Annotated in this window: 22 protein-coding genes, 1 tRNA gene and 2 pseudogenes; 15 read left to right on the top strand and 10 right to left on the bottom strand. The window is 69.6% G+C overall.

Annotated features, from left to right (window positions below):
• Window positions 1-73 precede the first annotated feature (73 nt).
• The 10 genes from ACIQWG_RS38520 to ACIQWG_RS38475 all read left to right on the top strand — a co-directional run bounded on the left by ACIQWG_RS38520 (window position 74) and on the right by ACIQWG_RS38475 (window position 13,308).
• Window positions 74-1,690: a carboxyl transferase domain-containing protein gene (locus ACIQWG_RS38520; protein ID WP_404105055.1), complete on the top strand. Its 1,617-nt coding sequence runs from the start codon at window positions 74-76 to the stop codon at window positions 1,688-1,690.
• A gap of 11 nt (window positions 1,691-1,701) precedes the next feature.
• Window positions 1,702-3,612 carry a biotin carboxylase N-terminal domain-containing protein gene (locus tag ACIQWG_RS38515; protein WP_404105052.1) on the top strand — a complete coding sequence of 637 codons (1,911 nt, stop codon included), beginning with the start codon at window positions 1,702-1,704 and terminating at the stop codon, window positions 3,610-3,612.
• Entirely contained in the window at window positions 3,612-4,547 is a 936-nt protein-coding gene (locus ACIQWG_RS38510; protein WP_404105049.1) for a hydroxymethylglutaryl-CoA lyase, read from the top strand. The genes ACIQWG_RS38515 and ACIQWG_RS38510 overlap by 1 nt, the downstream gene beginning before the upstream one ends.
• 6 nt (window positions 4,548-4,553) lie before the next feature.
• Window positions 4,554-5,714: an acyl-CoA dehydrogenase family protein gene (locus ACIQWG_RS38505; protein WP_404105046.1), complete on the top strand. Its 1,161-nt coding sequence runs from the start codon at window positions 4,554-4,556 to the stop codon at window positions 5,712-5,714.
• Window positions 5,715-6,272: 558 nt separating this feature from the next.
• A complete protein-coding gene (locus ACIQWG_RS38500; RefSeq protein WP_404105042.1) occupies window positions 6,273-7,319 on the top strand; it encodes an ABC transporter substrate-binding protein in 1,047 nt (348 codons plus the stop codon).
• 29 nt (window positions 7,320-7,348) lie between these two features.
• Window positions 7,349-8,158: a siderophore-interacting protein gene (locus tag ACIQWG_RS38495; RefSeq protein WP_404105039.1), complete on the top strand. Its 810-nt coding sequence runs from the start codon at window positions 7,349-7,351 to the stop codon at window positions 8,156-8,158.
• A 144-nt stretch (window positions 8,159-8,302) separates the two neighbouring features.
• The gene (desA, locus tag ACIQWG_RS38490) at window positions 8,303-9,745 is read left to right on the top strand and encodes a lysine decarboxylase DesA (RefSeq protein WP_404105037.1); all 1,443 of its coding nucleotides are present in this window, start codon (window positions 8,303-8,305) and stop codon (window positions 9,743-9,745) included.
• Window positions 9,729-11,006, top strand: coding sequence for a lysine N(6)-hydroxylase/L-ornithine N(5)-oxygenase family protein (locus ACIQWG_RS38485; protein WP_404105034.1), 1,278 nt, complete (start codon window positions 9,729-9,731; stop codon window positions 11,004-11,006). Before desA ends, ACIQWG_RS38485 begins: the two co-directional genes overlap by 17 nt.
• Complete coding sequence (locus ACIQWG_RS38480; protein ID WP_404105032.1) at window positions 11,003-11,542, top strand: GNAT family N-acetyltransferase; 540 nt, start codon at window positions 11,003-11,005, stop codon at window positions 11,540-11,542. The genes ACIQWG_RS38485 and ACIQWG_RS38480 overlap by 4 nt, the downstream gene beginning before the upstream one ends.
• Window positions 11,539-13,308, top strand: a complete 1,770-nt coding sequence (locus tag ACIQWG_RS38475; protein ID WP_404105029.1) for an IucA/IucC family protein — start codon at window positions 11,539-11,541, stop codon at window positions 13,306-13,308. Before ACIQWG_RS38480 ends, ACIQWG_RS38475 begins: the two co-directional genes overlap by 4 nt.
• A 137-nt stretch (window positions 13,309-13,445) precedes the next feature.
• On the opposite strand, the gene ACIQWG_RS38470 is transcribed toward ACIQWG_RS38475, so the two are convergent.
• The gene (locus tag ACIQWG_RS38470; RefSeq protein ID WP_404105275.1) at window positions 13,446-14,975 is read right to left on the bottom strand and encodes a beta-N-acetylhexosaminidase; all 1,530 of its coding nucleotides are present in this window, start codon (window positions 14,973-14,975) and stop codon (window positions 13,446-13,448) included.
• A 143-nt stretch (window positions 14,976-15,118) separates the two neighbouring features.
• Here ACIQWG_RS38470 and ACIQWG_RS38465 point away from each other — a divergent pair, with 143 nt between their 5' ends.
• Window positions 15,119-15,976 (top strand): DUF4429 domain-containing protein, encoded by an 858-nt coding sequence (locus ACIQWG_RS38465; RefSeq protein ID WP_404105027.1) that lies wholly within the window; start codon window positions 15,119-15,121, stop codon window positions 15,974-15,976.
• 22 nt (window positions 15,977-15,998) lie between these two features.
• On the opposite strand, the gene ACIQWG_RS38460 is transcribed toward ACIQWG_RS38465, so the two are convergent.
• On the bottom strand, window positions 15,999-17,561 hold the full coding sequence (locus tag ACIQWG_RS38460) for a purple acid phosphatase family protein (RefSeq protein ID WP_404105024.1): 1,563 nt from the start codon (window positions 17,559-17,561) through the stop codon (window positions 15,999-16,001).
• A 175-nt stretch (window positions 17,562-17,736) separates the two neighbouring features.
• Between ACIQWG_RS38460 and ACIQWG_RS38455 the strand changes: the two genes are divergently transcribed.
• Window positions 17,737-17,994: a hypothetical protein gene (locus tag ACIQWG_RS38455; RefSeq protein ID WP_030944376.1), complete on the top strand. Its 258-nt coding sequence runs from the start codon at window positions 17,737-17,739 to the stop codon at window positions 17,992-17,994.
• Window positions 17,995-18,008: 14 nt separating this feature from the next.
• The gene (gene glmS / locus ACIQWG_RS38450) at window positions 18,009-19,826 is read left to right on the top strand and encodes a glutamine--fructose-6-phosphate transaminase (isomerizing) (RefSeq protein WP_404105021.1); all 1,818 of its coding nucleotides are present in this window, start codon (window positions 18,009-18,011) and stop codon (window positions 19,824-19,826) included.
• Window positions 19,827-19,857: 31 nt separating this feature from the next.
• Here glmS and ACIQWG_RS38445 read toward each other — a convergent pair whose 3' ends face one another.
• From ACIQWG_RS38445 to ACIQWG_RS38425, 5 genes are all read right to left on the bottom strand, one after another.
• Window positions 19,858-20,373, bottom strand: a complete 516-nt coding sequence (locus ACIQWG_RS38445) for a GNAT family N-acetyltransferase (RefSeq protein WP_404105019.1) — start codon at window positions 20,371-20,373, stop codon at window positions 19,858-19,860.
• A 69-nt stretch (window positions 20,374-20,442) separates the two neighbouring features.
• A tRNA-His gene (locus tag ACIQWG_RS38440) sits at window positions 20,443-20,515 on the bottom strand.
• A 117-nt stretch (window positions 20,516-20,632) separates the two neighbouring features.
• On the bottom strand, window positions 20,633-21,235 hold the full coding sequence (orn, locus tag ACIQWG_RS38435) for an oligoribonuclease (protein ID WP_404105016.1): 603 nt from the start codon (window positions 21,233-21,235) through the stop codon (window positions 20,633-20,635).
• 97 nt (window positions 21,236-21,332) lie between these two features.
• A complete protein-coding gene (locus ACIQWG_RS38430) occupies window positions 21,333-22,574 on the bottom strand; it encodes a helix-turn-helix domain-containing protein (RefSeq protein WP_404105014.1) in 1,242 nt (413 codons plus the stop codon).
• Between the two features lie 377 nt (window positions 22,575-22,951).
• Entirely contained in the window at window positions 22,952-23,269 is a 318-nt protein-coding gene (locus ACIQWG_RS38425; protein ID WP_404105011.1) for a hypothetical protein, read from the bottom strand.
• Window positions 23,270-23,631: 362 nt separating this feature from the next.
• On the opposite strand from ACIQWG_RS38425, the gene ACIQWG_RS38420 reads away from it, so the two are divergent.
• Complete coding sequence (locus tag ACIQWG_RS38420) at window positions 23,632-24,159, top strand: universal stress protein (RefSeq protein WP_404105009.1); 528 nt, start codon at window positions 23,632-23,634, stop codon at window positions 24,157-24,159.
• Between the two features lie 150 nt (window positions 24,160-24,309).
• Window positions 24,310-24,876, top strand: a complete 567-nt coding sequence (locus ACIQWG_RS38415; RefSeq protein WP_404105006.1) for a GPR1/FUN34/YaaH family transporter — start codon at window positions 24,310-24,312, stop codon at window positions 24,874-24,876.
• Window positions 24,877-25,225: 349 nt separating this feature from the next.
• On the opposite strand, the gene ACIQWG_RS38410 is transcribed toward ACIQWG_RS38415, so the two are convergent.
• The 3 genes and pseudogenes from ACIQWG_RS38410 to ACIQWG_RS38400 form a co-directional block, all read right to left on the bottom strand.
• Window positions 25,226-26,266: a sulfotransferase family protein gene (locus tag ACIQWG_RS38410; protein ID WP_404105272.1), complete on the bottom strand. Its 1,041-nt coding sequence runs from the start codon at window positions 26,264-26,266 to the stop codon at window positions 25,226-25,228.
• A gap of 84 nt (window positions 26,267-26,350) precedes the next feature.
• Window positions 26,351-26,518: pseudogene (locus ACIQWG_RS38405) on the bottom strand (substrate-binding domain-containing protein); the annotation flags it as partial.
• 74 nt (window positions 26,519-26,592) lie between these two features.
• Window positions 26,593-26,704, bottom strand: a pseudogene (locus tag ACIQWG_RS38400) (LacI family transcriptional regulator); the annotation flags it as partial.

Below are 26,704 nucleotides of genomic sequence, written 5' to 3'. Positions count from 1 at the left end.
GTTAGCGGTCGTTAACCTGAAGGAAATGGTTAACGCTCATTAACAGTCGATCACTGGGTGAGGGGACCGCAGGATGCATGAGGCACCGGAGCTTCACAGCGCGGCAGATCCCGCGTCGGAGGCCTTTCGGGCCAACGAGGAGGCCCACCGGGCGCTCGTCGAGGAACTGCGCGGCAAGCTCGGCGCGGCCCGGCTCGGCGGCGGTGAGAAGGCCCGCGCCCGGCACACCGCGCGCGGCAAGCTGCTGCCGAGGGACCGGGTGGACACCCTCCTCGACCCCGGCTCACCCTTCCTGGAGCTCGCTCCCCTGGCCGCCGACGGGATGTATGACGGACAGGCCCCGGCCGCCGGGGTCATCGCCGGCATCGGCCGGGTCAGCGGCCGCGAGTGCGTGATCGTCGCGAACGACGCCACGGTCAAGGGCGGCACGTACTACCCGATGACCGTGAAGAAGCACCTGCGCGCGCAGGAGGTGGCCCTGGAGAACCGGCTGCCGTGTCTGTACCTCGTCGACTCGGGCGGGGCCTTCCTGCCCATGCAGGACGAGGTCTTCCCGGACCGCGAGCACTTCGGCCGGATCTTCTACAACCAGGCCCGGATGTCGGGTGCCGGGATCCCCCAGGTCGCGGCGGTGCTCGGCTCGTGCACGGCGGGCGGCGCGTACGTCCCCGCCATGAGCGACGAGGCCGTCATCGTCCGCAACCAGGGCACGATCTTCCTCGGCGGCCCGCCGCTGGTGAAGGCCGCCACCGGCGAGGTCGTCACGGCGGAGGAGCTCGGCGGCGGCGAAGTCCACTCACGGGTGTCCGGCGTGACCGACCACCTCGCCGAGGACGACGCCCACGCCCTGCGAATCGTCCGGAACATCGTCGCCACCCTCCCCGCGCGCGGCACCCTCCCCTGGGAGGTCACGGCCGCCGCCGAGCCGAAGGTCGACCCTTACGGCCTCTACGGCGCGGTCCCCGTCGACTCCCGCACCCCCTATGACGTACGCGAGATCATCGCGCGCGTGGCCGACGGCTCCCGTTTCGCGGAGTTCAAGGCGGAGTTCGGGCAGACCCTGATCACCGGCTTCGCCCGGATCCACGGCCACCCGGTCGGCATCGTCGCCAACAACGGCATCCTGTTCTCCGAGTCGGCCCAGAAGGGCGCCCACTTCATCGAGCTGTGCGACCAGCGCGGGATCCCGCTGGTGTTCCTCCAGAACATCTCCGGGTTCATGGTCGGCAAGGACTACGAGGCGGGCGGTATCGCCAAGCACGGCGCCAAGATGGTGACGGCGGTGGCGTGCACGCGGGTGCCGAAGCTGACGGTCGTGGTCGGCGGGTCGTACGGCGCCGGCAACTACTCCATGTGCGGGCGGGCGTACTCCCCCCGCTTCCTGTGGATGTGGCCCAACGCCAAGATCTCCGTCATGGGCGGCGAGCAGGCCGCCTCGGTCCTCGCGACCGTCAAGCGGGACCAGTTGGAGGCGCGCGGCGAGGACTGGCCCGCGCAGGAGGAAGAAGACTTCAAGGACCCGATCCGCGCGCAGTACGAGCGCCAGGGCAACGCCTACTACGCGACCGCCCGCCTGTGGGACGACGGGGTCATCGACCCCCTGGAGACCCGCCAGGTGCTGGGTCTGGCCTTGACCGCCTGCGCCAACGCGCCCCTGGGCGAGCCCCAGTTCGGCGTCTTCCGGATGTGATGAGGGGACTCATGTTCGACACGGTACTTGTGGCCAACCGGGGTGAGATCGCCGTCCGCGTGATCCGGACCCTGCGCGCGCTGGGCGTGCGCTCGGTGGCCGTCTTCTCGGACGCGGACGCGGACGCCCGGCACGTCCGGGAGGCCGACACCGCGGTACGGCTCGGCCCGGCGCCGGCCGCCGAGAGCTATCTGTCGGTGGAGCGCATCCTGGACGCGGCGGCCCGCTCCGGCGCCCAGGCGGTGCACCCCGGATACGGCTTCCTAGCGGAGAACGCCGCCTTCGCGCGCGCGTGCGCCGACGCCGGGCTGGTGTTCATCGGCCCGCCCGCGGACGCGATCGCGCTGATGGGCGACAAGATCCGCGCCAAGGAGACCGTGCAGGCCGCGGGCGTGCCCGTCGTGCCCGGCGGCCGCGACCCCGACCTGGCCGAGGCGGCCCGCGAACTGGGCGCCCCGGTCCTGCTGAAGCCCAGCGCCGGCGGCGGCGGCAAGGGCATGCGGCTGATCAGGGATCTCGATCTCCTGGACGACGAGATCGCCGCCGCCCGCCGGGAGGCCCGCGCCTCCTTCGGCGACGACACCCTCCTGGTCGAGCGGTGGATCGACCGCCCCCGGCACATCGAGATCCAGGTGCTGGCCGACGGCCACGGCAATGTGCTGCACCTGGGCGAGCGAGAGTGCTCGTTGCAGCGACGGCACCAGAAGATCATCGAGGAGGCACCGAGTGTGCTCCTCGACGAGGCCACGCGCGCGTCGATGGGCGAGGCCGCGGTCCAGGCGGCACGGTCCTGCGGCTACCGGGGCGCGGGCACGGTGGAGTTCATCGTGCCCGGCGGCGATCCGTCGTCGTACTACTTCATGGAGATGAACACCCGGCTCCAGGTGGAGCACCCGGTCACCGAACTCGTCACCGGCCTCGACCTGGTGGAGTGGCAGCTGCGGGTGGCGGCCGGTGAGCGGCTGCCGTGCGCGCAGGACGAGATCCGGCTGACCGGGCACGCGGTGGAGGCCCGTATCTGCGCCGAGGACCCCGCGCGCGGGTTCCTGCCGTCCGGCGGCACCGTCCTCAAGCTGCGCGAACCCCAGGGCGACGGCGTCCGCACCGACTCCGGGCTCAGCGAGGGCACGGAGGTCGGCAGCCTGTACGACCCGATGCTGTCCAAGGTGATCGCGTACGGCCCCGACCGCGCGACCGCGCTGCGCAGGCTCCGGGCGGCTCTCGCGGAGACGGTCACGCTGGGCGTGCAGACCAACGCCGGGTTCCTGCGTCGGCTGCTCGCGCATCCGGCGGTCGTGGCGGGCGAGTTGGACACCGGGCTGGTGGAGCGCGAAGTGGACTCCCTGGTGTCGACCGACGTGCCCGAGGAGGTGTACGAGGCGGCGGCGGCCGTACGGCTGGACGCGCTGCGGCCCCGCGCGCGGGGGTGGACCGACCCGTTCTCCGTGCCGAGCGGCTGGCGGCTGGGCGGCGAGCCCAGGCCCGTCGGCTTCCACCTGCGGGTACAGGACCCGGTGGAGCACGCCCCGCGCGGTTCCGCCACCGTCACCGACGACCAGGTGGCCGTCACCCTCGACGGCGTCCGCCACACCTTCCACCGGGCCGCCGACTGGCTCGGCCGGGACGGCGACGCGTGGCACGTACGCGACCACGACCCGGTGGCCGCGTCCCTCACGCGCGCGGGGCACGCGGGCGCCGACTCGCTCACCGCGCCGATGCCGGGGACGGTGACGGTGGTGAAGGTGGCGGTGGGCGACGAAGTGGCCGCCGGGCAGAGCCTGCTGGTGGTGGAGGCGATGAAGATGGAGCACGTCATCTCCGCCCCGCACGCCGGCACCGTCGCCGAACTGGACGTCACACCCGGCACGACGGTCGCCATGGACCAGGTCCTGGCCGTCATCACGCCGACGGAGGAGGACTGATGACGCTGCCCATGACGGTGCCGGCCGCGGACCTGCCCGCCCGGGTCCGCATCCACGAGGTCGGCGCGCGCGACGGCCTTCAGAACGAGAAGTCGACCGTGCCGACCGAGGTCAAGGCGGAGTTCGTGCGCCGGCTCGCCGACGCCGGACTGACGACGATCGAGGCGACGAGCTTCGTGCACCCCAAGTGGGTGCCCCAACTCGCCGACGCCGAGCAGCTGTTCCCGCTCGTGTCCGGACTCGAGGGCGTACGGCTGCCCGTCCTGGTCCCCAACGCCCGCGGCCTGGACCGCGCCCTGGCCCTGGGCGCCCGCCGTATCGCCGTCTTCGCGAGCGCCACGGAGTCCTTCGCCAAGGCCAACCTCAACCGCACGCTGGACGAGTCGCTGGCGGTCTTCGAGCCGGTCGTGAAGCGAGCGAAGGACGAGGGCGTGCACGTCCGCGGTTACGTGTCGATGTGCTTCGGCGACCCCTGGGAGGGCGAGGTCCCCCTCCACCAGGTCGCCCGGGTCTGCAAGGCGCTCGTCGCGATGGGCTGCGACGAGCTGAGCCTCGGCGACACGATCGGCGTCGCGACCCCCGGCCACGTGCTGGAACTCCTCTCCCTCCTCAACGAGGAGGGCGTGCCGACGAACGTCATCGGCGTGCACTTCCACGACACCTACGGCCAGGCGCTGGCCAACACCTACGCCGCCCTGGAACACGGCGTCACCACGATCGACGCCTCCGCCGGTGGGCTGGGCGGCTGCCCCTACGCCAAGTCCGCCACCGGAAACCTCGCCACGGAAGACCTCGTGTGGATGCTGCGGGGCCTTGGCATCGACACCGGAGTCGACCTCGACCGCCTCGTCGCCACGAGCACGTGGATGGCCGGACAACTGGGCCGACCCAGCCCGTCCCGCACCGTACGAGCCCTCTCCCACAAGGAGCAGTGAACAGCCATGGACCACCGTCTCTCCCCCGAACTGGAGGATCTCCGCCGCACGGTGGAGGAGTTCGCCCACGACGTCGTGGCACCCAAGATCGGCGACTTCTACGAGCGCCATGAGTTCCCGTACGAGATCGTGCGGGAGATGGGCCGCATGGGCCTGTTCGGGCTGCCGTTCCCCGAGGAGTACGGCGGTATGGGCGGCGACTATCTGGCGCTGGGCATCGCGCTGGAGGAACTGGCCCGGGTGGACTCCTCGGTGGCCATCACGCTGGAGGCGGGCGTCTCACTCGGCGCGATGCCGATCCACCTGTTCGGCACCGAGGAGCAGAAGCGCGAGTGGCTGCCCCGGCTGTGCGCGGGCGAGATCCTGGGCGCCTTCGGTCTGACCGAGCCCGACGGCGGCTCCGACGCGGGCGCGACGCGCACCACGGCCCGCCTGGACGAGTCGACGAACGAGTGGGTGATCAACGGCACGAAGTGCTTCATCACCAACTCGGGCACGGACGTCACGGGCCTGGTCACGGTGACGGCGGTGACCGGCCGCAAGCCGGACGGCAAGCCCCTGATCTCCTCGATCATCGTCCCGTCGGGCACCCCGGGCTTCACGGTCGCGGCCCCGTACTCGAAGGTCGGCTGGAACGCGTCGGACACCCGTGAACTGTCCTTCCAGGACGTCCGTGTCCCCGCGGCCAACCTCCTGGGCGAGGAGGGCCGCGGCTACGCCCAGTTCCTGCGCATCCTGGACGAGGGCCGGATCGCCATCGCTGCGCTCGGGACGGGCCTGGCGCAGGGCTGCGTGGACGAGTCGGTGAAGTACGCCAAGGAACGCCACGCCTTCGGCCGCCCGATCGGCGCCAACCAGGCCATCCAGTTCAAGATCGCCGACATGGAGATGAAGGCCCACACGTCCCGCCTGGCCTGGCGCGACGCGGCCTCACGCCTGGTCGCCGGTGAGCCCTTCAAGAAGGAGGCGGCCCTGGCGAAGCTGTACTCGTCCACGATCGCGGTGGACAACGCCCGCGACGCGACCCAGATCCACGGCGGCTACGGCTTCATGAACGAGTACCCGGTGGCCCGGATGTGGCGCGACTCCAAGATCCTGGAGATCGGCGAGGGCACGAGCGAGGTGCAGCGGATGCTGATCGCCCGGGAGCTGGGGTTGGTGGGCTAGGCCCACCGCCTGCCGGGCGCAGGCCGGCCAAGGTTGCGGGGTCCGGTTCGACGGATGGACCGGACCCTGTGGTTGCTCCGCGGTGGTCCGAGGGGCTAGGAGGCGCCGTTGAGCTGTCCCCGGTGAAGCGCCGAGATCGCGCTCTCCTGGAACTCGAGACCGCCGGAGTCACGGAGCCGGGTCAACCACGGCCGCAGCTCCCCGTAGTGGGCCGTCGGCGGGATGTCGACGGCCAGGAGGCGTCCGTCTTCTCGCCCCAGAGGCGTTCCACCGAGACAGGCGGCCAGTCCGCATGCTCCGGCTCGAGGTCGAAGGCGACCTTGAACAGTCCGCGCCGCGGGACGAGACCGGCCGCGAGCTCGCTCCCGTCACAGCCGACCCCACCAATAGGCGGTCAATGCAAGGGACTTGGCCCGTGCCGGCCACGGGAACGCATCCCACAGCCCACCCACAGCTTCCATCACAAGGCCCCCACCCCTGGGAGATCAGCTCAGGTTAGGCTAACCTACCTTCGAATTGTCCGGCGGGTGATCCGCCCTGTTCGAAAGCAGCGTACCCATGCCCAACGCCAGAGCCTCCCACCTCACCCGCCGCGGCATCCTCGCCGCCGGTGGTGCCCTCGGACTCGGGGCCGTGCTTGCCGCGTGCGGGGACGACGACGCGAAAAGCGACGGTTCCGGTGAGGCCACGACCGCCGGCAAGTCGGGCCCCTGGACGTTCAAGGACGACCGCGGCACCACGGTGAAGCTCGACAAGGTCCCGACGAAGATCGTCGCCTTCGTCGGCGTCGCCGCCGCCCTGTACGACTACGGCATCGACGTCAAGGGCGTCTTCGGCCCGACCAAGACGCAGGACGGCAAGGCCGACGTCCAGGCCGGTGACATGGACGTCAGCAAGCTGACCGTCTTCGGCAACGTCTGGGACCAGTTCAACGTCGAGCAGTACGCGGCGTTCGCCCCCGAGGTCCTCATCTCCACGACCTTCGACAGCGCCGGCACCCTCTGGTACGTCCCCGAGGCGTCCAAGGACAAGATCGCCAAGCTCGCCCCGAGCGCCGCGATCTCCGTCTACGACCGCCAGATCACCCAGCCGCTGCAAAAGATGTGGGAGCTGGCCGAGTCCCTCGGCGCCGACATGAAGGCCGCCAAGACCGCTCAGGCCAAGAAGGACTTCGAGGCCGCCGCCGAGCGCCTGCGCAAGGCCGCCAAGTCCCGCCCCGAGATCAAGGTGATGGCCGGCTCCGCCAGCCAGGACATCTTCTACGTCTCCGGCACCAACCTCTCCATCGACCTGGAGTACTTCAAGTCCCTCGGCGTGAACTTCGTCGAGCCGCCGGAGAGCGCCAAGAAGGAGGGCGGCGGCTGGTTCGAGAGCCTCAGCTGGGAGAACGTCGACAAGTACCCGGCCGACATCATCATGATGGACGACCGCTCCTCGACGATCCAGCCGAAGGACATCACCGAGGCCACGTGGAAGAAGCTGCCCGCGGTGAAGGCCGGCCAGGTCATCGCCCGCTCGCCGGAGCCGATCCTGTCCTACGCCAAGTGCACCCCGCTTCTGACGAACCTCGCCGAGGCCATCGAGAAGGCCAAGAAGGTCGGTTAAGACCGACACGGCCAGCTGAAGGAGTCACAGTGACGACCGCCGTAGCCGCCCCGTTCCGTTTCTTCCCCCTACAGGTCATACGGACGAGGCGGCTCGGTCCGTCCATGGTCCGGATCACCTTCGGCGGGGACGATCTGGCGTACTTCTTCTCCGACGGGCGCGACCAGTCCCTGTCGTTGTTCCTGCCGCACCCCGGGCAGCACGAGCCCCGGGTCCCGATCGAGCTCGGAGACGGCTGGTGGCAGGGCTGGCGTGAACTCCCGGACGGCGTACGGGCGGTGATGCGCTCGTACACCCTGCGCGCCCTGCGCCGGAACCCCGACGAGATCGACATCGACTTCGTCCTGCACGAACCCGCCGGCCACGCCTCGCACTGGGCCTCCCACGCCACCGCCGGCGACCGCGTCCTGCTGCTCGGTCCCGCCATCGCCGACAACCGGGCGATCCGGTTCCGGCCGCCGCAGGACACCGACCTGGTCGTCATCTGGGGCGACGACACGGCCGTACCCGCCGTCTCCGCCATCCTCGAAACCCTGCCCGCCGGCACCCGCGCCCGGGTGTGGCTCGAGGTGCACGACGCCGGGGACATCCAGGACCTGGCGACCGAGGCCGACGCCGAGATCACCTGGCTGGTCGACGAGGACGGTCTCGCCGCCGTCCGCGCCGCCGAACTGCCGCCCGCCGAGCGTCCGTACGTCTGGATCGCCGGTGAGTCGGGCCGCGTGAAGGCGTTGCGCCGGCACGTCGTCGGTGAGCGCGGGATCGACCGGCGCCGGGTGACGTTCGTCGGCTACTGGCGCCAGGGAATGACCGAGGAACAGCTGCGCGCCGCCGAGTAGTCACCCCCGGGAGCCACGTGATCACAGTCACGGTCGAGGCTGCCCTGACACCGCATTACTTAGGTTAGGCTAACCTAAGTTCACCACGCACCCCACGCACGCACCCCCGCACCACACGGCCCGTCCCCACCGGAGGACCTCCCCATGCGCTCGCACCTGCTCAATGACACGACCGCGGAGCGGTACCGCAGCTCCGTGACCGAAGGTATAGAGCGGGTGGCAGCCAAACTCGCCGCCACCGACCGTCCGTTCACCGGTGTCACCGTCGACGCCCTCGCCCCCACCATCGACGCGATCGACCTCGACCAGCCGCTGCTCGACACGGCCGCGGTGCTCGACGAACTGGAGGACGTGTACCTCCGGGACGCGATCTACTTCCACCACCCCCGCTATCTCGCCCACCTCAACTGCCCGGTCGTCATACCGGCGGTGCTCGGCGAGGCGATCCTCTCCGCCGTCAACTCCTCCCTGGACACCTGGGACCAGTCGGCCGGCGGCACGCTCATCGAGCGCAAGCTCATCGACTGGACGACGGCCCGCATAGGCCTCGGCGAGAACGCCGACGGTGTCTTCACCTCGGGCGGCACGCAGTCCAACCTCCAGGCGCTCCTCCTCGCCCGTGAGGAGGCCAAGAGCGACAGCCTGGCCAAACTGCGCATCTTCGCCTCCGAGGTCAGCCACTTCAGCGTGAAGAAGTCGGCCAAACTGCTCGGCCTGGGCCAGGACGCCGTCGTGTCCATCCCCGTCGACCACGACAAGCGGATGCAGACCGTCGCCCTCGCGTACGAGCTGGAGCGGTGCAGGAAGGACGGCCTGGTCCCGATGGCCGTCGTCGCCACCGCCGGCACCACCGACTTCGGCTCCATCGACCCGCTGCCCGAGATCGCCGAGCTGTGTGAGCAGTTCGGCACCTGGATGCATGTCGACGCCGCCTACGGCTGCGGCCTGCTGGCCTCCGTGAAGTACCGGGGCCGTATCGAGGGCATCGAGCGCGCCGACTCGGTCACCGTCGACTACCACAAGTCCTTCTTCCAGCCGGTGAGTTCGTCGGCGGTACTCGTGCGCGACGCCTCGACGCTGCGCCACGCGACCTACCACGCCGAGTACCTCAACCCCAAGCGCATGGTCACCGAGCGCATCCCCAACCAGGTCGACAAGTCCCTCCAGACCACCCGCCGGTTCGACGCCCTCAAGCTGTGGATGACGCTGCGCACGATGGGCGCCGACGGCATCGGGCAGCTCTTCGACGAGGTCTGCGACCTGGCCGTGGAGGGCTGGAAGCTGCTGGCCGCCGACCCGCGCTTCGACGTGGTCGTGGAGCCCTCGCTCTCCACCCTGGTCTTCCGCTACATCCCGGGCGCCGTCACCGACCCGGCCGAGATCGACCGCGCCAACCTGTACGCCCGCAAGGCCCTGTTCGCCTCCGGCGCCGCGGTGGTCGCGGGCACGAAGGTCCAGGGCCGCCACTACCTGAAGTTCACCTTGCTCAACCCCGAGACGACGACCGAAGACATCGCCGCCGTCCTCGACCTGATCGCCGGCCATGCCGAGCAGTACCTGGGAGAGTCCCTTGACCGCGCGTCCTGAAAACCCGACCAAAACCCATGACTTCGTGGGGATCGGGCTCGGCCCGTTCAACCTCGGCCTCGCCTGTCTGACCGAGCCGATCGAGGAACTCGACGGTGTCTTCCTGGAGTCGAAGCCCGACTTCGAGTGGCACGCGGGCATGTTCCTGGACGGCGCCCACCTCCAGACCCCGTTCATGTCGGACCTGGTCACCCTGGCCGACCCGACCTCGCCGTACTCCTTCCTGAACTACCTGAAGGAGAAGGGGCGGCTGTACTCGTTCTACATCCGGGAGAACTTCTACCCACTGCGGGTCGAGTACGACGACTACTGCCGCTGGGCCGCGGGCAAGCTGAGCAGCATCCGCTTCGGCACCACGGTCACGGAGGTGACGTACGAGGACGAGGTCTACGTCGTCCGGACGACCGCCGGTGACACCTACCGCGCCCGTCACCTCGTCCTCGGCACGGGCACCCCGCCCTACATACCCGAGGCGTGCCGGGAGCTCGGCGGCGACTTCCTGCACAACTCCCGCTATCTCCAGCACAAGGCGGAGCTCCAGCAGAAGGAGTCGATCACCCTGGTCGGCTCCGGGCAGTCCGCGGCCGAGATCTACTACGACCTGCTCAGCGAGATCGACGTCCACGGCTACCGGCTGAACTGGGTCACCCGCTCCCCGCGCTTCTTCCCGCTGGAGTACACCAAGCTCACGCTGGAGATGACGTCCCCGGAGTACGTCGACTACTTCCGCGAGCTGCCCGAGGCCACCCGCTACCGGCTCACCGCCGAGCAGAAGGGCCTGTTCAAGGGCATCGACGGCGACCTGATCAACGAGATCTTCGACCTGCTCTACCAGAAGAACCTCGGCGGCCCCGTGCCCACCCGTCTGCTCACCAACTCCTCGCTGAACGGCGCGCGGTACGAGAACGGCACGTACACCCTCTCCTTCCGTCAGGAGGAGCAGGGCAAGGACTTCGAGCTCGACTCGCAGGGCCTGGTGCTGGCCACCGGGTACAAGTACGCCGAGCCGGAGTTCCTGACGCCGGTCAAGGACCGCCTGGTCTACGACTCGCAGGGCAACTTCGACGTCGCCCGCAACTACGCCGTCGACGTCACCGGCCGCGGGGTGTTCCTCCAGAACGCCGGCGTCCACACGCACAGCATCACCAGCCCCGACCTGGGCATGGGCCCGTACCGGAACGCGTACATCATCCGCGAGCTGCTCGGCACCGAGTACTACCCGGTCGAGAAGACGATCGCGTTCCAGGAGTTCTCCGTATGAGCATCGGTACCTTCACCTTCCGCCCGCTCGATCCGCTCCAGGACGCCGAGCTGCTGCACGGCTGGGTCACCCACCCCAAGGCGGCGTTCTGGATGATGCAGGACGCCGGCCTGGTGGACGTCGAGCGCGCCTACATGGAGATCGCGGCCGACGAGCACCACCACGCGGTGCTCGGCCTTCAGGACGGCGAACCGGTCTTCCTGATGGAGTACTACGACCCCGCCCACCGCGAACTCGTCGGCCTGTACGAGCCGCAGCCGGGCGACATCGGCATGCACTTCCTGACGCCGCCCACCGACAAGCCCGTCCGCGGCTTCACCCGGTCCGTCATCACCGCCGTGATGGCGCACCTCTTCGAGGACCCCGCGGTGCGGCGTGTCGTCGTCGAGCCGGACGTGGACAACAAGGCCGTGCACGCCCTGAACGAAGCCGTCGGGTTCGTGCCCGAACGGGAAATCCAGAAGCCGGAGAAGAAGGCGCTGCTGAGCTTCTGCACACGTGAGCAGTTCTTGGCCGCCCAAGGAGCAGCCGTATGACCCTGTCCGACGCCGTAGCGCATCTGTCCCCCCACCGCTGGGCGCGGGCCAACCGCCTCCTGATCCGCAAGGCCCTCGCCGAGTTCGCGCACGAGCGGCTGATCACCCCCGAGAAGGACGGTGACCAGTACGTCGTCCGCAGCGACGACGGTCTGACCCGGTACACCTTCACCGCGGTGCTCCGCGCGCTCGACCACTGGCAGGTCGACGCCGACTCGATCACCCGGCACCGCGACGGTGCCGAACTCCCGCTCGCCGCCCTGGACTTCTTCATCGAGCTCCAGAAGTCCCTGGGCCTGAGCGACGAGGTGCTGCCGGTCTATCTGGAGGAGATCTCCTCCACCCTCTCCGGCACCTGCTACAAGCTCACCAAGCCGCAGGTCCCGGTCGCCGAGCTGGCCGGGGGCGGCTTCCAGGCCATCGAGACCGGCATGACCGAGGGCCACCCCTGCTTCGTCGCCAACAACGGGCGGCTCGGCTTCGGCATCCACGAGTACCTGTCGTACGCCCCGGAGACCGCGAGCCCGGTCCGGCTGGTGTGGCTCGCGGCCCACCGTTCGCGGGCCGCGTTCACGGCCGGTGTCGGCATCGACTACGAGTCGTTCGTCCGTGACGAGCTGGGCGTGGAGACCGTCGAGCGCTTCCACGGCGTCCTGCGCGAGCAGGACCTCGACCCCGCCGACTTCCTCCTCATCCCCGTCCACCCCTGGCAGTGGTGGAACAAGCTGACGGTGACCTTCGCCGCCGAGGTGGCGCAGAAGCACCTGGTGTGCCTGGGCGAGGGCGACGACGAGTACCTGGCCCAGCAGTCCATCCGGACCTTCTTCAACGCCTCCAGCCCCGAGAAGCACTACGTGAAGACGGCGCTGTCCGTCATCAACATGGGCTTCATGCGCGGACTCTCGGCCGCCTACATGGAGGCCACGCCCGCCATCAACGACTGGCTGGCCCAGCTGATCGAGGGCGACCCGGTGCTCCGGGAGACCGGTCTGTCGATCATCCGCGAGCGCGCGGCCGTCGGCTACCGGCACCTGGAGTACGAGAAGGCGACCGACCGTTACTCGCCGTACCGCAAGATGCTGGCGGCGCTGTGGCGCGAGAGCCCGGTGGCGTCCCTGCGTGACGGCGAGTCCCTGGCCACCATGGCCTCCCTGGTGCACGTCGACCACGAGGGCGCGTCCTTCGCCGGGGCGCTGATCGCCCAGTCCGGACTGACCCCGACGGAGTGGCTGCGCCGCTATCTGAAGGCGTACTTCACCCCGCTCCTGCACAGCTTCTACGCCTACGACCTGGTGTTCATGCCGCACGGCGAGAACGTCATCCTCGTCCTGAAGGACGGCGTCGTCGAGCGTGCGATCTACAAGGACATCGCCGAGGAGATCGCCGTCATGGACCCGGACGCGGTGCTGCCGCCGACGGTCGAGCGGCTGCGCGTGGACGTGCCGGAGGAGAAGAAGCTCCTGTCGATCTTCACGGACGTCTTCGACTGCTTCTTCCGCTTCCTCGCCGCGAACCTCGCGGCCGAGGGGATCCTGGAGGAGGACGACTTCTGGCGCACGGTCGCCGAGGTCACCCGGGACTACCAGCACTCGGTGCCCGAACTCGCCGAGAAGTTCGAGCGGTACGACATGTTCGCCCCCGAGTTCGCGCTGTCCTGTCTCAACCGCCTCCAGCTGCGCAACAACAAGCAGATGGTGGACCTGGCGGACCCGGCCGGCGCCCTCCAGCTGGTCGGCAACCTGAAGAACCCCATCGCGGGGCTCTGACACAGACAGGCGTGCACCCCCGGAGTACGGTCCTCCGGGGGTGCACGTCTATACGTCCAGGGCGTGCGCGCCCTTTCTTGGGGGCGCGGGGAACTGCGCGACCAGCCCCCACCGGACCCGCAGCCGAATCACCACGCCTACGCCGTGGGCCACGGCACCTGCGGCGACCGATAGAAGTTGATCCCCAACGCCTCCCACCGCTCAGCCTGCGCAGCAAGCCGCACCTTGTAGGCATCCCAGTCATGCGTCGCAGCCGGCGACCACCCCAGCTCGGCCACCCCCGCCAGCCTCGGGAACGCCATGTACTCGAGGTCGGCCGACTTGCTGAGCGTCTCCGTCCACATCGGGGCCTCGACCCCGCGGATCGCCGAACCGGGCGCCCCCGGCAGGTAGTTGCCGGGATCCCAGTCGTACGACCGCTTCACCTCGACCAGACCGGCCCAGTCCAGCCCCAACGGCGTCTCGGCGGTGTACTTCATGTCGAGGTAGATCCGGTCGGCCGGCGACAGAATGATCCCCGTCCCGTTCTGCGCGGCCTTCGCGACCTGCGCCTTCTCCTCCGCGCTGGTGTCGTCCAGCCCCCAGTACTGGGCGAGCGCGCCCTTCGCCGGGGTCGCGCCGGTCAGCTGGTGCCAGCCGACCACCGTCTTGCCGTACTCGGCGACGAGCGGCTGCACGCGGTCCATGAACGTCACATAGTCCTCGTGGCTGGTCGAGTGCGCCTCGTCACCGCCGATGTGGAGGTACTTGCCGGGCGTGAGCGCGGCCAGCTCCCGGATGACGTCGTCCACGAAGTCGTACGTGATCTCCTTGTTGACGCACAGCGAGCTGAAGCCGACCTCCGTGCCGGTGTAGAGCGGGGGCGCGACACCGTCGCAGTTCAGCTCGGCGTACGAGGCCAGCGCGGCGTTGGTGTGGCCGGGCATGTCGATCTCGGGGACGACCTCCAGATAGCGGGAGGTGGCGTAGCGGACGATCTCCTTGTAGTCGGCCTTGGTGTAGTGGCCGCCGGGGCCGCCGCCGACCTGGGTGGAGCCGCCGTAGGCCGCGAGGCGCGGCCAGGAGTCGATGGCGATCCGCCAGCCCTGGTCGTCGCTGAGGTGCAGATGCAGCTTGTTGATCTTGTAGAGGGCGAGCTGGTCGATGTAACGCTTGACCTGGTCGACGGTGAAGAAGTGCCGGGAGACGTCGAGCATCGCGCCGCGCCAGCCGTAGCGCGGGGTGTCCCGGACCGTGCCGCCCGCGACCAGCCAGGGGCCGGGCTGGACGGAGTCCTTCTCGACGGCCGCCGGGAGCAGCTGGCGCAGGGTCTGCACACCGTGGAAGAGGCCGGCGGGCTTGGCCGCGGTGATCGTCACGCCCTTGCGGCCACTGTCGAGGCGGTAGCCCTCGGCGCCGAACGAGCCCTGGGCGAGGCGCAGTTGGATGCCACCGTCACCGTGTGTGGTGACGGGGAGGCGGTAGCCGGTGGAGGGGCGCAGGACGGAGGCGAGGTACTCGCCGATGCGGCGGGTCTCGCGGGAGTCGTCCACGCGAATGCGGGTGCCACGGGTGATCTTGTACGGCGATCCGCCCGGGGCGACCGAGGCGGGCGCGGGGACCAGCCGGTCGAGGGGGGTGGGTGATGCTGCCTGTGCCGGCGCGGCCCCGGTGACGGAGACGCCCATCGCGACCAGCAGCAGGGAACCGAGAAGGCGCAGTGTTCTGTGTCTCACCAAACCGTGTCTCACAAAGCCGTCCCTTCCATGAGCCGTTGAGCTCCAAGAGGTCTGGACCACTCTCTCGTGAGACTGATGGAACAATCCACCCCATGGCGGAAATCATCCAGAAGGACGGCACGTGGGTCTTCGACGGCGACGCACTGAGGCTGACTCCCGGACGCGACAAGAACGTCAGTCTGTTCCGCAAGACGCTGGGTGAACTGGTCGTCCCTCTGGGGGCGTTGGCGGGGGTCTCGTTCGAGCAGGGCAAGAAGGCCGGGCGGCTCAGGCTGCGGCTGCGCGACGGAGCCGACCCGCTGCTGCACGCCACCGGCGGCCGGCTCACCGAACCCCATGACCCGTACCAGCTGATCGTGGAGTCCGACCGGTACGGCGTCGCGGAGTACTTCGTGGACGAGGTGCGCAACGCCCTGCTGCTGGACCAGGTGCCCGCCGAACCGGTCGACGGCTATCTGCTGCCGGGCCCCTCGGTGCCCCTGTCGGTCTCCGCCGGGGACGCCACCGCGAGCTTCGACGGGGAGCACGTCCGGCTGGAGTGGAACTGGAAGACGGAGGACGCCAAGGCCGCCGCCGGCACCCGCTCCCTCACCCTCGCCGACATCTCGGCGGTGGAGTGGCATCCGGCGGCGGGTCTGGAGAACGGCTACCTCCGCTTCGTCGTCACGAACGCGCCCACCAAGGCCCCGCCCAAGTACGACCCCAACTCGGTGGAGCTCTGGGGCTTCAAGAAGGACCCGCTGATGGCCCTGGTCGCGGCGGCGGTCCAGGCGCGGCTGCCGCATCCGGCCGCCCCGGCCCTGGTGGCCGTGGGGCAGGAGGACACCGTGGTGCAGGACCACGACGCCCTCCTGCGCCGGCTGCGCGAACTGGGCGAACTCCACCGCACGGGAGTGCTGACGGACGAGGAGTTCACGATGGCCAAGCAGGCGGTGCTGAAGCGGATGTAGCGCGCCCGCTCGCCCTGCCCGCCTACTTGGCCCTGCGCGCCACCGTGAAGTGGTCGATCCGGTCACCGGTCTCGGCGATGCCCTGCACCTTCAGGGTGGCGTAGCGGCCGCGCGGCGCGGGGTTCACGTCGACGCGCAGGAACGAGTAGTTCAGGTAGCGCACACGCGACCAGGTGACCGTCTCGTTCTTCTTGCCGTCCTTGAGGTTGACGAAGGAGGCCACGGAGTCGACCTCGTTCTCGTGCCCCTCGTAGGAGTCGGGGGCGGAGAAGGCGTACAGGCTGCGGCCGGCCGCGCCCGCCGTGACGTAGACGACCCCCTCGGTCTCGGGGTAGGCCGTGCCACCGATCTCCAGCTTCTTGGTGACCTTGTCGCCCTTGATGACGTCGGTGCGCTCGTACTGGTGGTTGTGACCGTTGATGACGAGGTCCACCTGGTACTTCTCGAACAGCGGCACCCACTCCTGGCGCACGCCCCCCTCCGAGGCGTGCGCGGTGGAGGTGCAGTACGCGCAGTGGTGGAAGAACACGATGACGAAGTCGATGTCGTGGGCGGCCCGGTACTTCTTCAGCTGCGCCTCGAACCACGTGGTCTGCGTGCCCCCGGAGATGCCCAGGTTGGCGGGGATCTCGTACGACACGTCGTTCGGGTCGAGCGAGATGATCGCCGTGTTGCCGTGGACGAAGGAGTACACGCCCGGCAGGTTCTTCTTGTCCGGCCCGTTGTCGGGGAGCGTGAAGCGGGCCTCCTCGCCGCCGTAGCCGTTGGGCGAGTACCAGGCCTCCATGTCGTGGTTGCCGTAACTCACCATCCACGGCACGGACTTGGCGACCGACTCGGTCTGGTAGAGGAACTGGTCCCAGGTGCGCGAGTCGAAGCCGGTGTCGGAGGTCTTGCCCTGGCCGGCCGGGTCGCCGTACGCGATGTCGCCGGCGTGCAGATGGAAGCTCGGGTTCTGGCCGAGGATCAGGCTGTCGTTGGCCAGCGCGTGGTAGCTGACGCCCTGGTCGCCGAAAGCCGTGAAGGTGAACGGCTCCTTGTGCGAGGGCGCGGTGGTGAAGGTGCCGAGGGTGCCCAGCAGGTGTGCCTCGGCGGGGTCGAAGCCCTGGTGGCCGACGCCGTAGTAGTAGGTCCGGCCGGGGCGCAGGTGGGTCAGCTTGGCATGGACGTAGTACTGGGTGTGGTCGGCGCTGGCACCGACACCGGCCGGGGTGTAGAGGGTGCGGACCTCGGCCTCGATCTTGCGGGAGAGGTCCCAGGGGTGGGCGCCGATCCGGACGAACGGCTTCTTCACGGCGACCGGCACCTGCCAGGAGACGGTCATCTCGGTGCGCGCGTCGTTGCCGTAGGCGAGGTGGCGGCCGAAGGGGGCGACGACGGCGCCGTCGACGGTCTCGGTCTGGGTCAGGGGCTGGGTCCGGGTGGCCGCCTGGGCGGTGGCACCCGGCACGAACGTGCCGCCCGCGACGGCGCCGAGGGTGACGGCGCCGCCTCTGATCATCGTGCGCCGGGAGAACTTGCTGCGCAGGTACTCGTGCTGTTCGGCCATGCTCATGTGCTCGGCCAGCTGCTGGGGTACACCCATGCGAGGAATGTCCATGGCGACACAAGCTGGTCGCTGCACACATCCCCCCGCGGAACAACCGCCCAACGAACACCCATGGACGTTCCATAACTGTCCCAAAGCCCTCTGACACCCTCTTGCCCGAAATCGGGCAGGATTCTTGCGAACCCATTTCCCATCCCCCAGGATCTACCGAGTGCACGACGACCTTGTTGATCACCTGACCCGCAGCACGCCCCTGAGCCGGGGCGAGGCACTGCGGGTGATCCAGGACGTGCTCGCCTATTTCGACGAGACGACCGAGGAGTTCGTCCGTCGCCGCCATCGCGAGCTCCAGGCCCAGGGCCTGGTGAACGCGACGATCTTCGAACGGATCGAGGCGGACCTGAAGTACCGGACCGTGGCACCACCGGAGCTCACGCTCCGCCAGCTGCGCCGGATCGTCTACGGCTAGGGATACCTATATATATGTGCGGAATCGTCGGATACATCGGGAAGCGTGACGTGGCCCCGCTGCTCCTCGAGGGCCTCCAGCGCCTGGAGTACCGCGGCTACGACTCGGCCGGTGTGGTCGTCTCCTCCCCGAAGGCGCCGGCCCTGAAGATGGTCAAGGCCAAGGGCCGGGTCCGTGACCTGGAGGCCAAGGTCCCGGCGCGCTTCAAGGGCACGACCGGCATCGCGCACACCCGCTGGGCCACCCACGGCGCCCCCTCCGACGTGAACGCCCACCCGCACCTGGACGCCGAGGGCAAGGTCGCCGTCGTCCACAACGGCATCATCGACAACGCCTCCGACCTGCGCCGCAAGCTGGAGGCGGACGGCGTCGAGTTCCTCTCCGAGACCGACACCGAGGTCCTCGTCCATCTCATCTCCCGCTCGCAGGCGGAGAAGCTGGAGGACAAGGTCCGCGAGACCCTCCGGCTCATCGAGGGCACGTACGGCATCGCGGTCCTGCACGCCGACTTCCCGGACCGCATCGTGGTCGCCCGCAACGGCTCCCCGGTCGTGCTCGGTATCGGCGAGAAGGAGATGTTCGTCGCCTCGGACATCGCGGCCCTGGTCACCCACACGCGCCAGATAGTGACGCTGGACGACGGCGAGATGGCCACCCTGAAGGCCGACGACTTCCGCACCTACACGACGGAGGGCACGCGCACGACCGCCGAGCCCACCACCGTCGAGTGGGAGGCCGCCTCCTACGACATGGGCGGCCACGACACCTACATGCACAAGGAGATCCACGAGCAGGCCGACGCCGTGGACCGCGTGCTGCGCGGCCGCATCGACGACCGCTTCTCCACCGTGCACCTCGGCGGCCTGAACCTGGACGCCCGTGAGGCCCGGCAGATCCGCCGGGTGAAGATCCTCGGCTGCGGCACCTCGTACCACGCGGGCATGATCGGCGCCCAGATGATCGAGGAGCTGGCCCGCATCCCCGCGGACGCCGAGCCCGCCTCGGAATTCCGCTACCGCAACGCGGTCGTGGACCCCGACACCCTCTACATCGCCGTCTCCCAGTCCGGTGAGACCTACGACGTCCTCGCGGCCGTCCAGGAGCTGAAGCGCAAGGGCGCGCGGGTCCTCGGCGTCGTGAACGTCGTCGGTTCCGCCATCGCCCGCGAGGCGGACGGCGGCATCTACGTGCACGCCGGCCCCGAGGTCTGCGTGGTCTCCACGAAGTGCTTCACCAACACCACGGTCGCCTTCGCGCTGCTCGCCCTGCACCTGGGCCGCACCCGCGACCTCTCCGTCCGGGACGGCAAGCGGATCATCGAGGGTCTGCGCAAGCTGCCCGCCCAGATCGCCGAGATCATGGAGCAGGAGGAGGAGATCGAGAAGCTGGCCCAGCAGTACGCCGAGGCCCGCTCGATGCTCTTCATCGGCCGTGTCCGGGGCTACCCGGTCGCCCGTGAGGCCTCCCTCAAGCTCAAGGAGGTCTCGTACATCCACGCCGAGGCCTACCCGGCCTCCGAGCTCAAGCACGGCCCGCTGGCCCTGATCGAGCCGGCCCTGCCCACGGTCGCGATCGTCCCCGACGACGATCTGCTGGAGAAGAACCGCGCGGCCATGGAGGAGATCAAGGCCCGCAGCGGCAGGATCCTCGCGGTGGCCCACCAGCACCAGGAGAAGGCGGACCAGACGATCGTCGTCCCGAAGAACGAGGACGAGCTCGACCCCATCCTGATGGGCATCCCGCTCCAACTCCTGGCGTACCACACGGCGCTGGCGCTCGGCCGGGACATCGACAAGCCGCGCAACCTCGCCAAGTCGGTGACGGTGGAGTAGCAAGCGCCGGGGGCTCCACGCGGTGGCGGCATCACGGGCTCAGCACCACGCGCCACCGCGTCTCCCCCTCCTGCTCCTCCTCGGTCGCGCTCATCCCGGCCGCCGTGGCGACCGCCGCCGACGCGCGGTGGTCGGGGTGGATGTGCGCGACGACCGTACGGACGGAGCGCTGCCCGAGCCGGGCGACGAGCGCCCGAGCCGCCTCGGACGCCAGCCCCTGGCCCTGCCACGGCGTGCCGACCACCCAGGCGATCTCGGCCACCGCGCCCTCGGTGACGGTGGCCTGGACGGTCCCCACGAGACACGCCTCGGCGCGCAGCCACAGCACCCAGTTGCACCAGGACACACCTGGCTCCGGAGCCCCGGCGACGAGCCGCTCGTAGCGGGCGCGCAGATCGTCGGGGCTGTACGGGCTGCCGCCGATGAAGCGGTGCAGCGCCGGATCCGAGAGGACGACGGCCATCTCCTCGGCGTGCTCGACGCGCAGGGGGAGCAGATCGAGCCGCTCGGTGCGGATGGGATCGGCAGTCATACGGGGTTCGGACATCGCAGGCAGCGTAGCCCCGGAAAAAGCTTCAGCCGGTGACTTCATCGAAGTCACCGGCTGAATACCAAGGGTGAGTGACGGGACTCGAACCCGCGGCATCCTGGACCACAACCAGGTGCTCTACCAGCTGAGCTACACCCACCATGACCGGTTGTTGACTTCCGTGGAGTCTCCGACCGGCCGAGAAAAAGTGTACAGGGTCCGAAGGGGTGCTCGCGCACGCCTTTTCCGGCGCCCGGGTGCGACCCCCCTCACAGCCCTACTGAGCAGGCAGGACGTACTTCGCCGCGATCGACTTCGCGGTGTCCGAGTCGGGGCCCGGCTGGGGTACGAAGACGGCCTCGCGGTAGTAGCGCAGTTCCGCGATCGACTCGCGGATGTCGGCGAGAGCGCGGTGGTTGCCGTTCTTCTCCGGGCTGTTGAAGTAGGCGCGCGGGTACCAGCGGCGGGCCAGCTCCTTGATCGAGGAGACGTCGACGATGCGGTAGTGGAGGTAGTCCTCCAGCGTCGGCATGTCGCGCAGCAGGAACCCGCGGTCGGTGCCGACGGAGTTGCCGCACAGCGGCGCCTTGCCGGGTTCCTTGACGTGTTCGCGTACGTACGCCAGGACCTGGTCCTCGGCGTCCTTGAGCGTCGTGCCACCGGCGAGTTCGTCCAGCAGCCCGGACGCGGTGTGCATCTGACGCACCACCTCCGGCATCGTCTCCAGCGCCGAGTCCGGCGGACGGATGACGATGTCCACGCCCTCGCCGAGGACGTTCAGCTCGGAGTCGGTGACGAGGGCGGCAACCTCGATGAGCGCGTCGTCGGACAGCGAGAGGCCGGTCATCTCGCAGTCGATCCACACCATGCGATCGTTCATGCGACCACCCTAAAGCTGACGTCCGCTTTTGGGAGGCCCGGTGTCGCACCCGACCTGCCCTGGGGCTGTCGCCTCCAGGGCAGGTCGAAGTCGCGGGCTAGGACCCGCTGCGCTGTCCCGGCAGGCTCGCCCGGCTGCCCGCGTACGCCTCACGCCCGTGCTCCGACGGCACCGAGAGCGGCGCGGAGCTGCCCAGGGGCGCCGGAGTGCGCCGGGTCTGGAGCGGCACGGGGCCGCCCTCCGGGTACGGGACGGGCGGTGGGCCCTGCGGCAGCGGGCTCGGGCCGACCGTGGGCTCCGGGTCCACCGGCCTGTCGGCCTGCGGGCGCCGGGCACGGTACGCCGCCCGGTACGCGGCCGGCGACGAGCCGAGCTGCCGGCGGAAGTGGCCGCGCAGCGCCACCGGCGAGCGGAAGCCGCACCGGCCCGCGACCTCGTCCACCGAGTAGTCGGACGTCTCCAGCAGCCGCTGTGCCTGGAGCACCCGCTGGGTGATCAGCCACTGGAGCGGCGCGCTGCCCGTCAGCGAGCGGAACCGGCGGTCGAAGGTGCGCCGGCTCATGTACGCGCGTGCCGCCAGCGTCTCCACGTCGAACTGCTCGTGCAGGTGCTCCAGCGCCCAGGCGACGACCTCCGCGAGCGGGTCGGCGCCGATCTCCTCCGGTAAAGATCGATCGAGGTAGCGCTCCTGACCGCCGGATCGGCGCGGCGGGACCACCAGACGGCGGGCGAGCGCTCCGGCCGCCTCGTTGCCGTGGTCCGTCCGCACGATGTGGAGACAGAGATCGATTCCGGCCGCGGTGCCGGCCGATGTCAGCACGTCGCCGTCGTCGACGAACAGTTCGCGCGGATCCACGTGCACCGACGGATAGCGCTTGGCCAGCGTCGGTGCGTACATCCAGTGCGTCGTCGCGGGACGGCCGTCCAGCAGGCCCGCCGCCGCGAGGACGAAGGCGCCGGTGCACAGCCCGACGATGCGGGCGCCCTCCTCGTGCGCCCGGCGCAGCGCGTCGAGCGCCTCCTCGGGCGGCGGCGAAGTGATCGAACGCCAGGCCGGCACGACGACCGTGCCCGCCCGTGAGATCGCCTCCAGGCCATGTGGCGCGGTGAGTTCCAGGCCCCCTGTGGTCCGCAGTGGGCCTTCCTCGCCGCCGCACACCAATAGGCGGTAGCGCGGCACGCCGGCGTCCTGGCGGTCTATCCCGAACACCGACAGCGGTATGGAACTCTCGAAGATGGGGCCGCCGCTGAACAGCAGCACCGCGACGATCTCCTTGCGGCGACGCCCGGAAAGTTTCCGGGCCGCGGCTTCCGGCGCGGCAGTGGAGTCGTGGCTCATACTGCTAAGCCCCCCTCGGTGGTCGCGGCTCCTCGGTTGTGTCGCTCCTGCACGTTTCCCCTCGGTCCTGCACGAGTCCCCCGCCGTAGACAGTCAAGATCGAATCTACTGTGTCGCGTCGTGCGTCAGTGGCCGGTTCATCACTCGGCACATTGTCGACTTGGCAACTTGGCGTGAAGCATTCGATCACGAAGCGTTGCACTCACGGGCCGTGCAGGGAAGTGCGCCTTGTCGCAGTGGCCAATCCACGTAGGGTGCGCAGGTGCCCTGAGGCCCTTTCCGTGCAGGTGGAACGGGGGTTGGGGGGTGTTCTGGACGGGGGATGCATGCGCGCCAGAAGTTGGCTGAAAAGTAGCGTGCCCGTGCGCGGAAACCGGTCAGCCGACCGGTGTATTTCCCCCAGTGTGACGTCCGCCTCGATGGGCCCCGGTTCCCGTCCTGTGGTGACGCCCGCGCCGCCGGGGTGACGGACCGTGGCGCTGCTCCTGCCGCAGCCGTGCCGCGCCGCGTTCCGACTGACGCAACAGCAACCGGCAGACGCCCGTCACGGCCGCGAGACCGAGGGCCGTGCCGGTGGCGCCGGCCAGCGAGGTGCCGTACCAGAGGAGCACCACGGGGACCAGGACGCAGCTGAAGGCCGCCCAGCGGACCACATCGGTGACGCTGTCCTCGGCGGGGGTGCGGGGTCCGGACATGGGTGCGTGCTCCTGGGCTCCCTGGGCGGTGGCTCGTGGTGATCAACGCGCGCCGGAGCGGTCGGTCACTGGTGCCGGACCGCCGGTACCTGGCCGTACGCACGACGCACGCAAGTGAATCCTGTGCAAACCGCCTGTACACCGCAGCAACCATTGCGTTACGGGCCGCCCCTCGTGCATGCTCCCTGGAACCCGCACCGACCGTGAGCGGGTATCTGGGCTAAGGAGGCGTGCCGCCGTACCCTTGGGGTATGGGGTTGGGAAGACGATTCCCGGACACAGCTCCGCCGCACACTGCCCCCATCTGTCAACGAGCTCCGCTCGCGGGCCACCCATAAAAGGATCAAGACGCCGAGACAGCCATGGCCGGTCACGAATTCTTCGAACCAGCGGACCGCAAGCGGCCCGTCGCCGACCCCACGGCGGCCGAGCCCCTGGCGGCGGAAGAGCCACGCCATTCCTGCGATCCCGCCTTCAAGCACGGCGTCGTCGTCGGCTTCGACGGCTCCACCTCCAGTGAGCGCGCCCTCGCGTACGCCATCGGCATGGCCCATCGCTCCGGGTCGGGCCTGATCATCGTCCATGTCGCCAACCGGCTGCCCACCACGGTGTGGGCCGGCTGCGAGCCACCGGTCTTCGTCGACGTACCGGACCACCGCACCGAGGTGCTCGGTCTCGAACTCGCGTGCGCGGACTACCTCACCGAGGTGCCGTGGATCCTGGTCGAGCGCGGCGGCGACATCTGCCACGAACTCGAAGAGGTCGGGCAGGAGTACGAGGCGGACGCGATCGTCGTCGGTTCCACCCACGGCATCGTCGGACGGATCTTCGGGTCCGTGGCGGGGCGGCTCGCCAAGCGCGCCAAGCGTCCTGTCGTTGTCATTCCGTAACTCGCCGTTGTCCCAGGTGAGATGAGCCGTTCGAGTCGGCGGATCCCGTTGTGCGAAGCGTGAACCTACTCACGCGTAGAGGTGTTTGTGCCCTTGTGAAGGGCATATATGGCACACCGCACAACTGCACATGCATGAAGGGAGCCCGCCGTGGACAACGACGTCTCTGCGGGAAGCGGAATCACCACCGTGGTCGGCCGACTCGCCCTGGGCATCACCCTGTTGGCCTTCGGCCTGGGGTACACCGATGTCATCGACGGCGTGTCGGCCGCTGACGCCGTATCAATCGCCCAGTACGTGGGCGGCATTGCCCTCTTCGTCGCCGGAGTGATGGCGCTGCGCGAACGTGACGCGGCGAACGGAACCGCGTTCGTGGCGCTCGGCGCCCTCTGGTTCACCTGGGCCGTCGCCGCCGACAACCAGGTGTCCACCAATGCCGCAGGGCTCTTCCTGCTGCTGTTCGCCCTCGTGGCCCTGTCCCTCACCGTCGCCGGTGGCGACCAGCTCGGTCAGGGCATGTACGGGCTGTTCTTCGTCGCCCTGCTGCTGATGGCCATCGCGGGCTTCGCCGACAACGACGGACTCACCAAGGTGGGCGGCTGGTTCGCCGTCGCGGCGGGCGCGGTGGCCTGGTACGCCGCGACCGCGGCCCTCGCGCACTGGCCGACGGCACTTCCTCGACGCGCTGCGGGCCGGGGAGTGACGGCCACCGGTTAGCCGCGCAGGCCGGGGGGTTGGGCGGCCCCCCGGCGATCCGATACGGACCCCCCGTGAGTGGTGGCATCACGTGGGGGTCCGTCCGTTTGTCCGGCCGCTGCCGGTGGGTTGGGGCTGGTCGCGCCCGTGCGGCGGAGCCGCACTCAGTACAGCCCCGCGCCCCTAGAGCCTGTCGTTTGGATCAGGCCGGCTGAGAGGAACTGCGCCTCTCGGCCGACCCGAGCGGGGTCTGGTGCGTGCAACTGCAAGGCGGAGGAGGGAGTCGACGCGGAGCGTCGGCGAGTGACGACAACGCGGCAGATGTGCGTGCCAGACCCCGCTCGGGTCGGCATGATCCAAACGACAGGCCCTAGCGGGGCGTTGCCCGACCGTCGTGCAGCGCGCGGGTGCCCGGGGCGCAGCTCTCCGTCAGTTCGGCGAGATCCGGGGCGGGCAGCCTGCGTGCGGAGCCGCGTCGGGTGGGGTCGAGCAATGCCGACCCGGAGTCCAGCCACTGCGGCAGAGGATCGACACCGATGAACCCGGCCAGGCGGGTCAGCTCCTCCTCGGGACGGTCGAGGAGGTCCTCGTAGGACAGCGTGGTGCCCTGACCGGCGGGCAGTCGGGCCAGGAACTCCGTGCCGTCGGCGACGAGTTCGGACCACAGGGCGCCGAATCTGCGCAGCGGGATGTCACAGTCGCGCACGAGGGCGGGGTCGAAGCGGTCGTCGAGCAGCGGCGCCAAGTCCTCGGGGAGCGCGCGTACGTGGTCCGGGGTCAGGTCCGCGAAGCTGTCGATGCCGGCTCGCGCCTTGATCTCGCGCAGCAGCAGGATCGTGCGGTAGCCGGGGTGGCGGCTCATGGACAGGGCACAGTCCGGACCGTCCCTGAACAGGTGCACGAACTTCGCCTCCGGGAACGCCTCCCGCAGCCCCGGTGCCCAGCCGGTCGAGTAGCCGGACCGCTCGACGACGGCCGTCCGTCCGAACCGCCCGCCCAGGAGGTCGTACAGCGCCCGGTGGTGCTCGGCCGCGGTACGCTCCGGCCACCGGACCACCGCCTCGCCGAGTTCGTCCAGCAGCGCGTCCGGGTCGTCGGTGAGGTGCGGCAGCACCATCAGGGAGAGCGCGGGGATGCCGGTGGTGTCCGCCGAGTATCTGCCGGGGCGGCGCGTGTAGAGGAACTCCGGCAGGGGCAGCCCGCTGCGGATCATCCGGTCGAAGTGCGGGGCGGGCCGGTACAGCGTCTGCCAGAACTGGGCACCGCTCACCTTGCCTTCGGGGAAGGAGGCGTCGCCCACGGATGCCATGAACTCGTTGAGGCTCAGTACGTCCGGGTGGCGGTTGAGGATGCGCGACAGCGCGGTCGAGCCGCTCCGTCCCGTACCGACGACGAAGGTCAGGGAACGCATGGTCACCCTCCGCATTCTGTACCGGCCGGCCCCGCCATGGGTGCCGTTCACCACCCCGACCTCCCCGGACGCGTGACCCGTCCCCTACGACGACGCCCGCGTCACCAGCTCCGTCGCCAGCACCGCCTGCGTCCGCTCCAGCCCCCGCGACACCGCCGGACGCCGGTCCGCGATCTCGGTCAGCAGCAGGTCGATCATGCGGCGGCCCATCTCCTCTATCGGCTGGCGGACGCTGGTGAGGGGCGGGTCCATGCGGCGGGTGGAGGCGGCCGGCCCGTCATGGGGACCTTCACCGCCCCGACCTCCCCGGACGCGTGACCCGTCCCCTACGACGACGCCCGCATCACCAGCTCCGTCGCCAGCACCGCCTGCGTCCGCTCCAGCCCCCGCGACACCGCCGGACGCCGGTCCGCGATCTCGGTCAGCAGCAGGTCGATC

Origin of the sequence: Streptomyces sp. NPDC098781, assembly GCF_044759995.1 — a bacterium.
Classification (GTDB): Bacteria; Actinomycetota; Actinomycetes; order Streptomycetales; family Streptomycetaceae; genus Streptomyces.
This window is presented reverse-complemented; position numbering and strand designations above follow the sequence as displayed.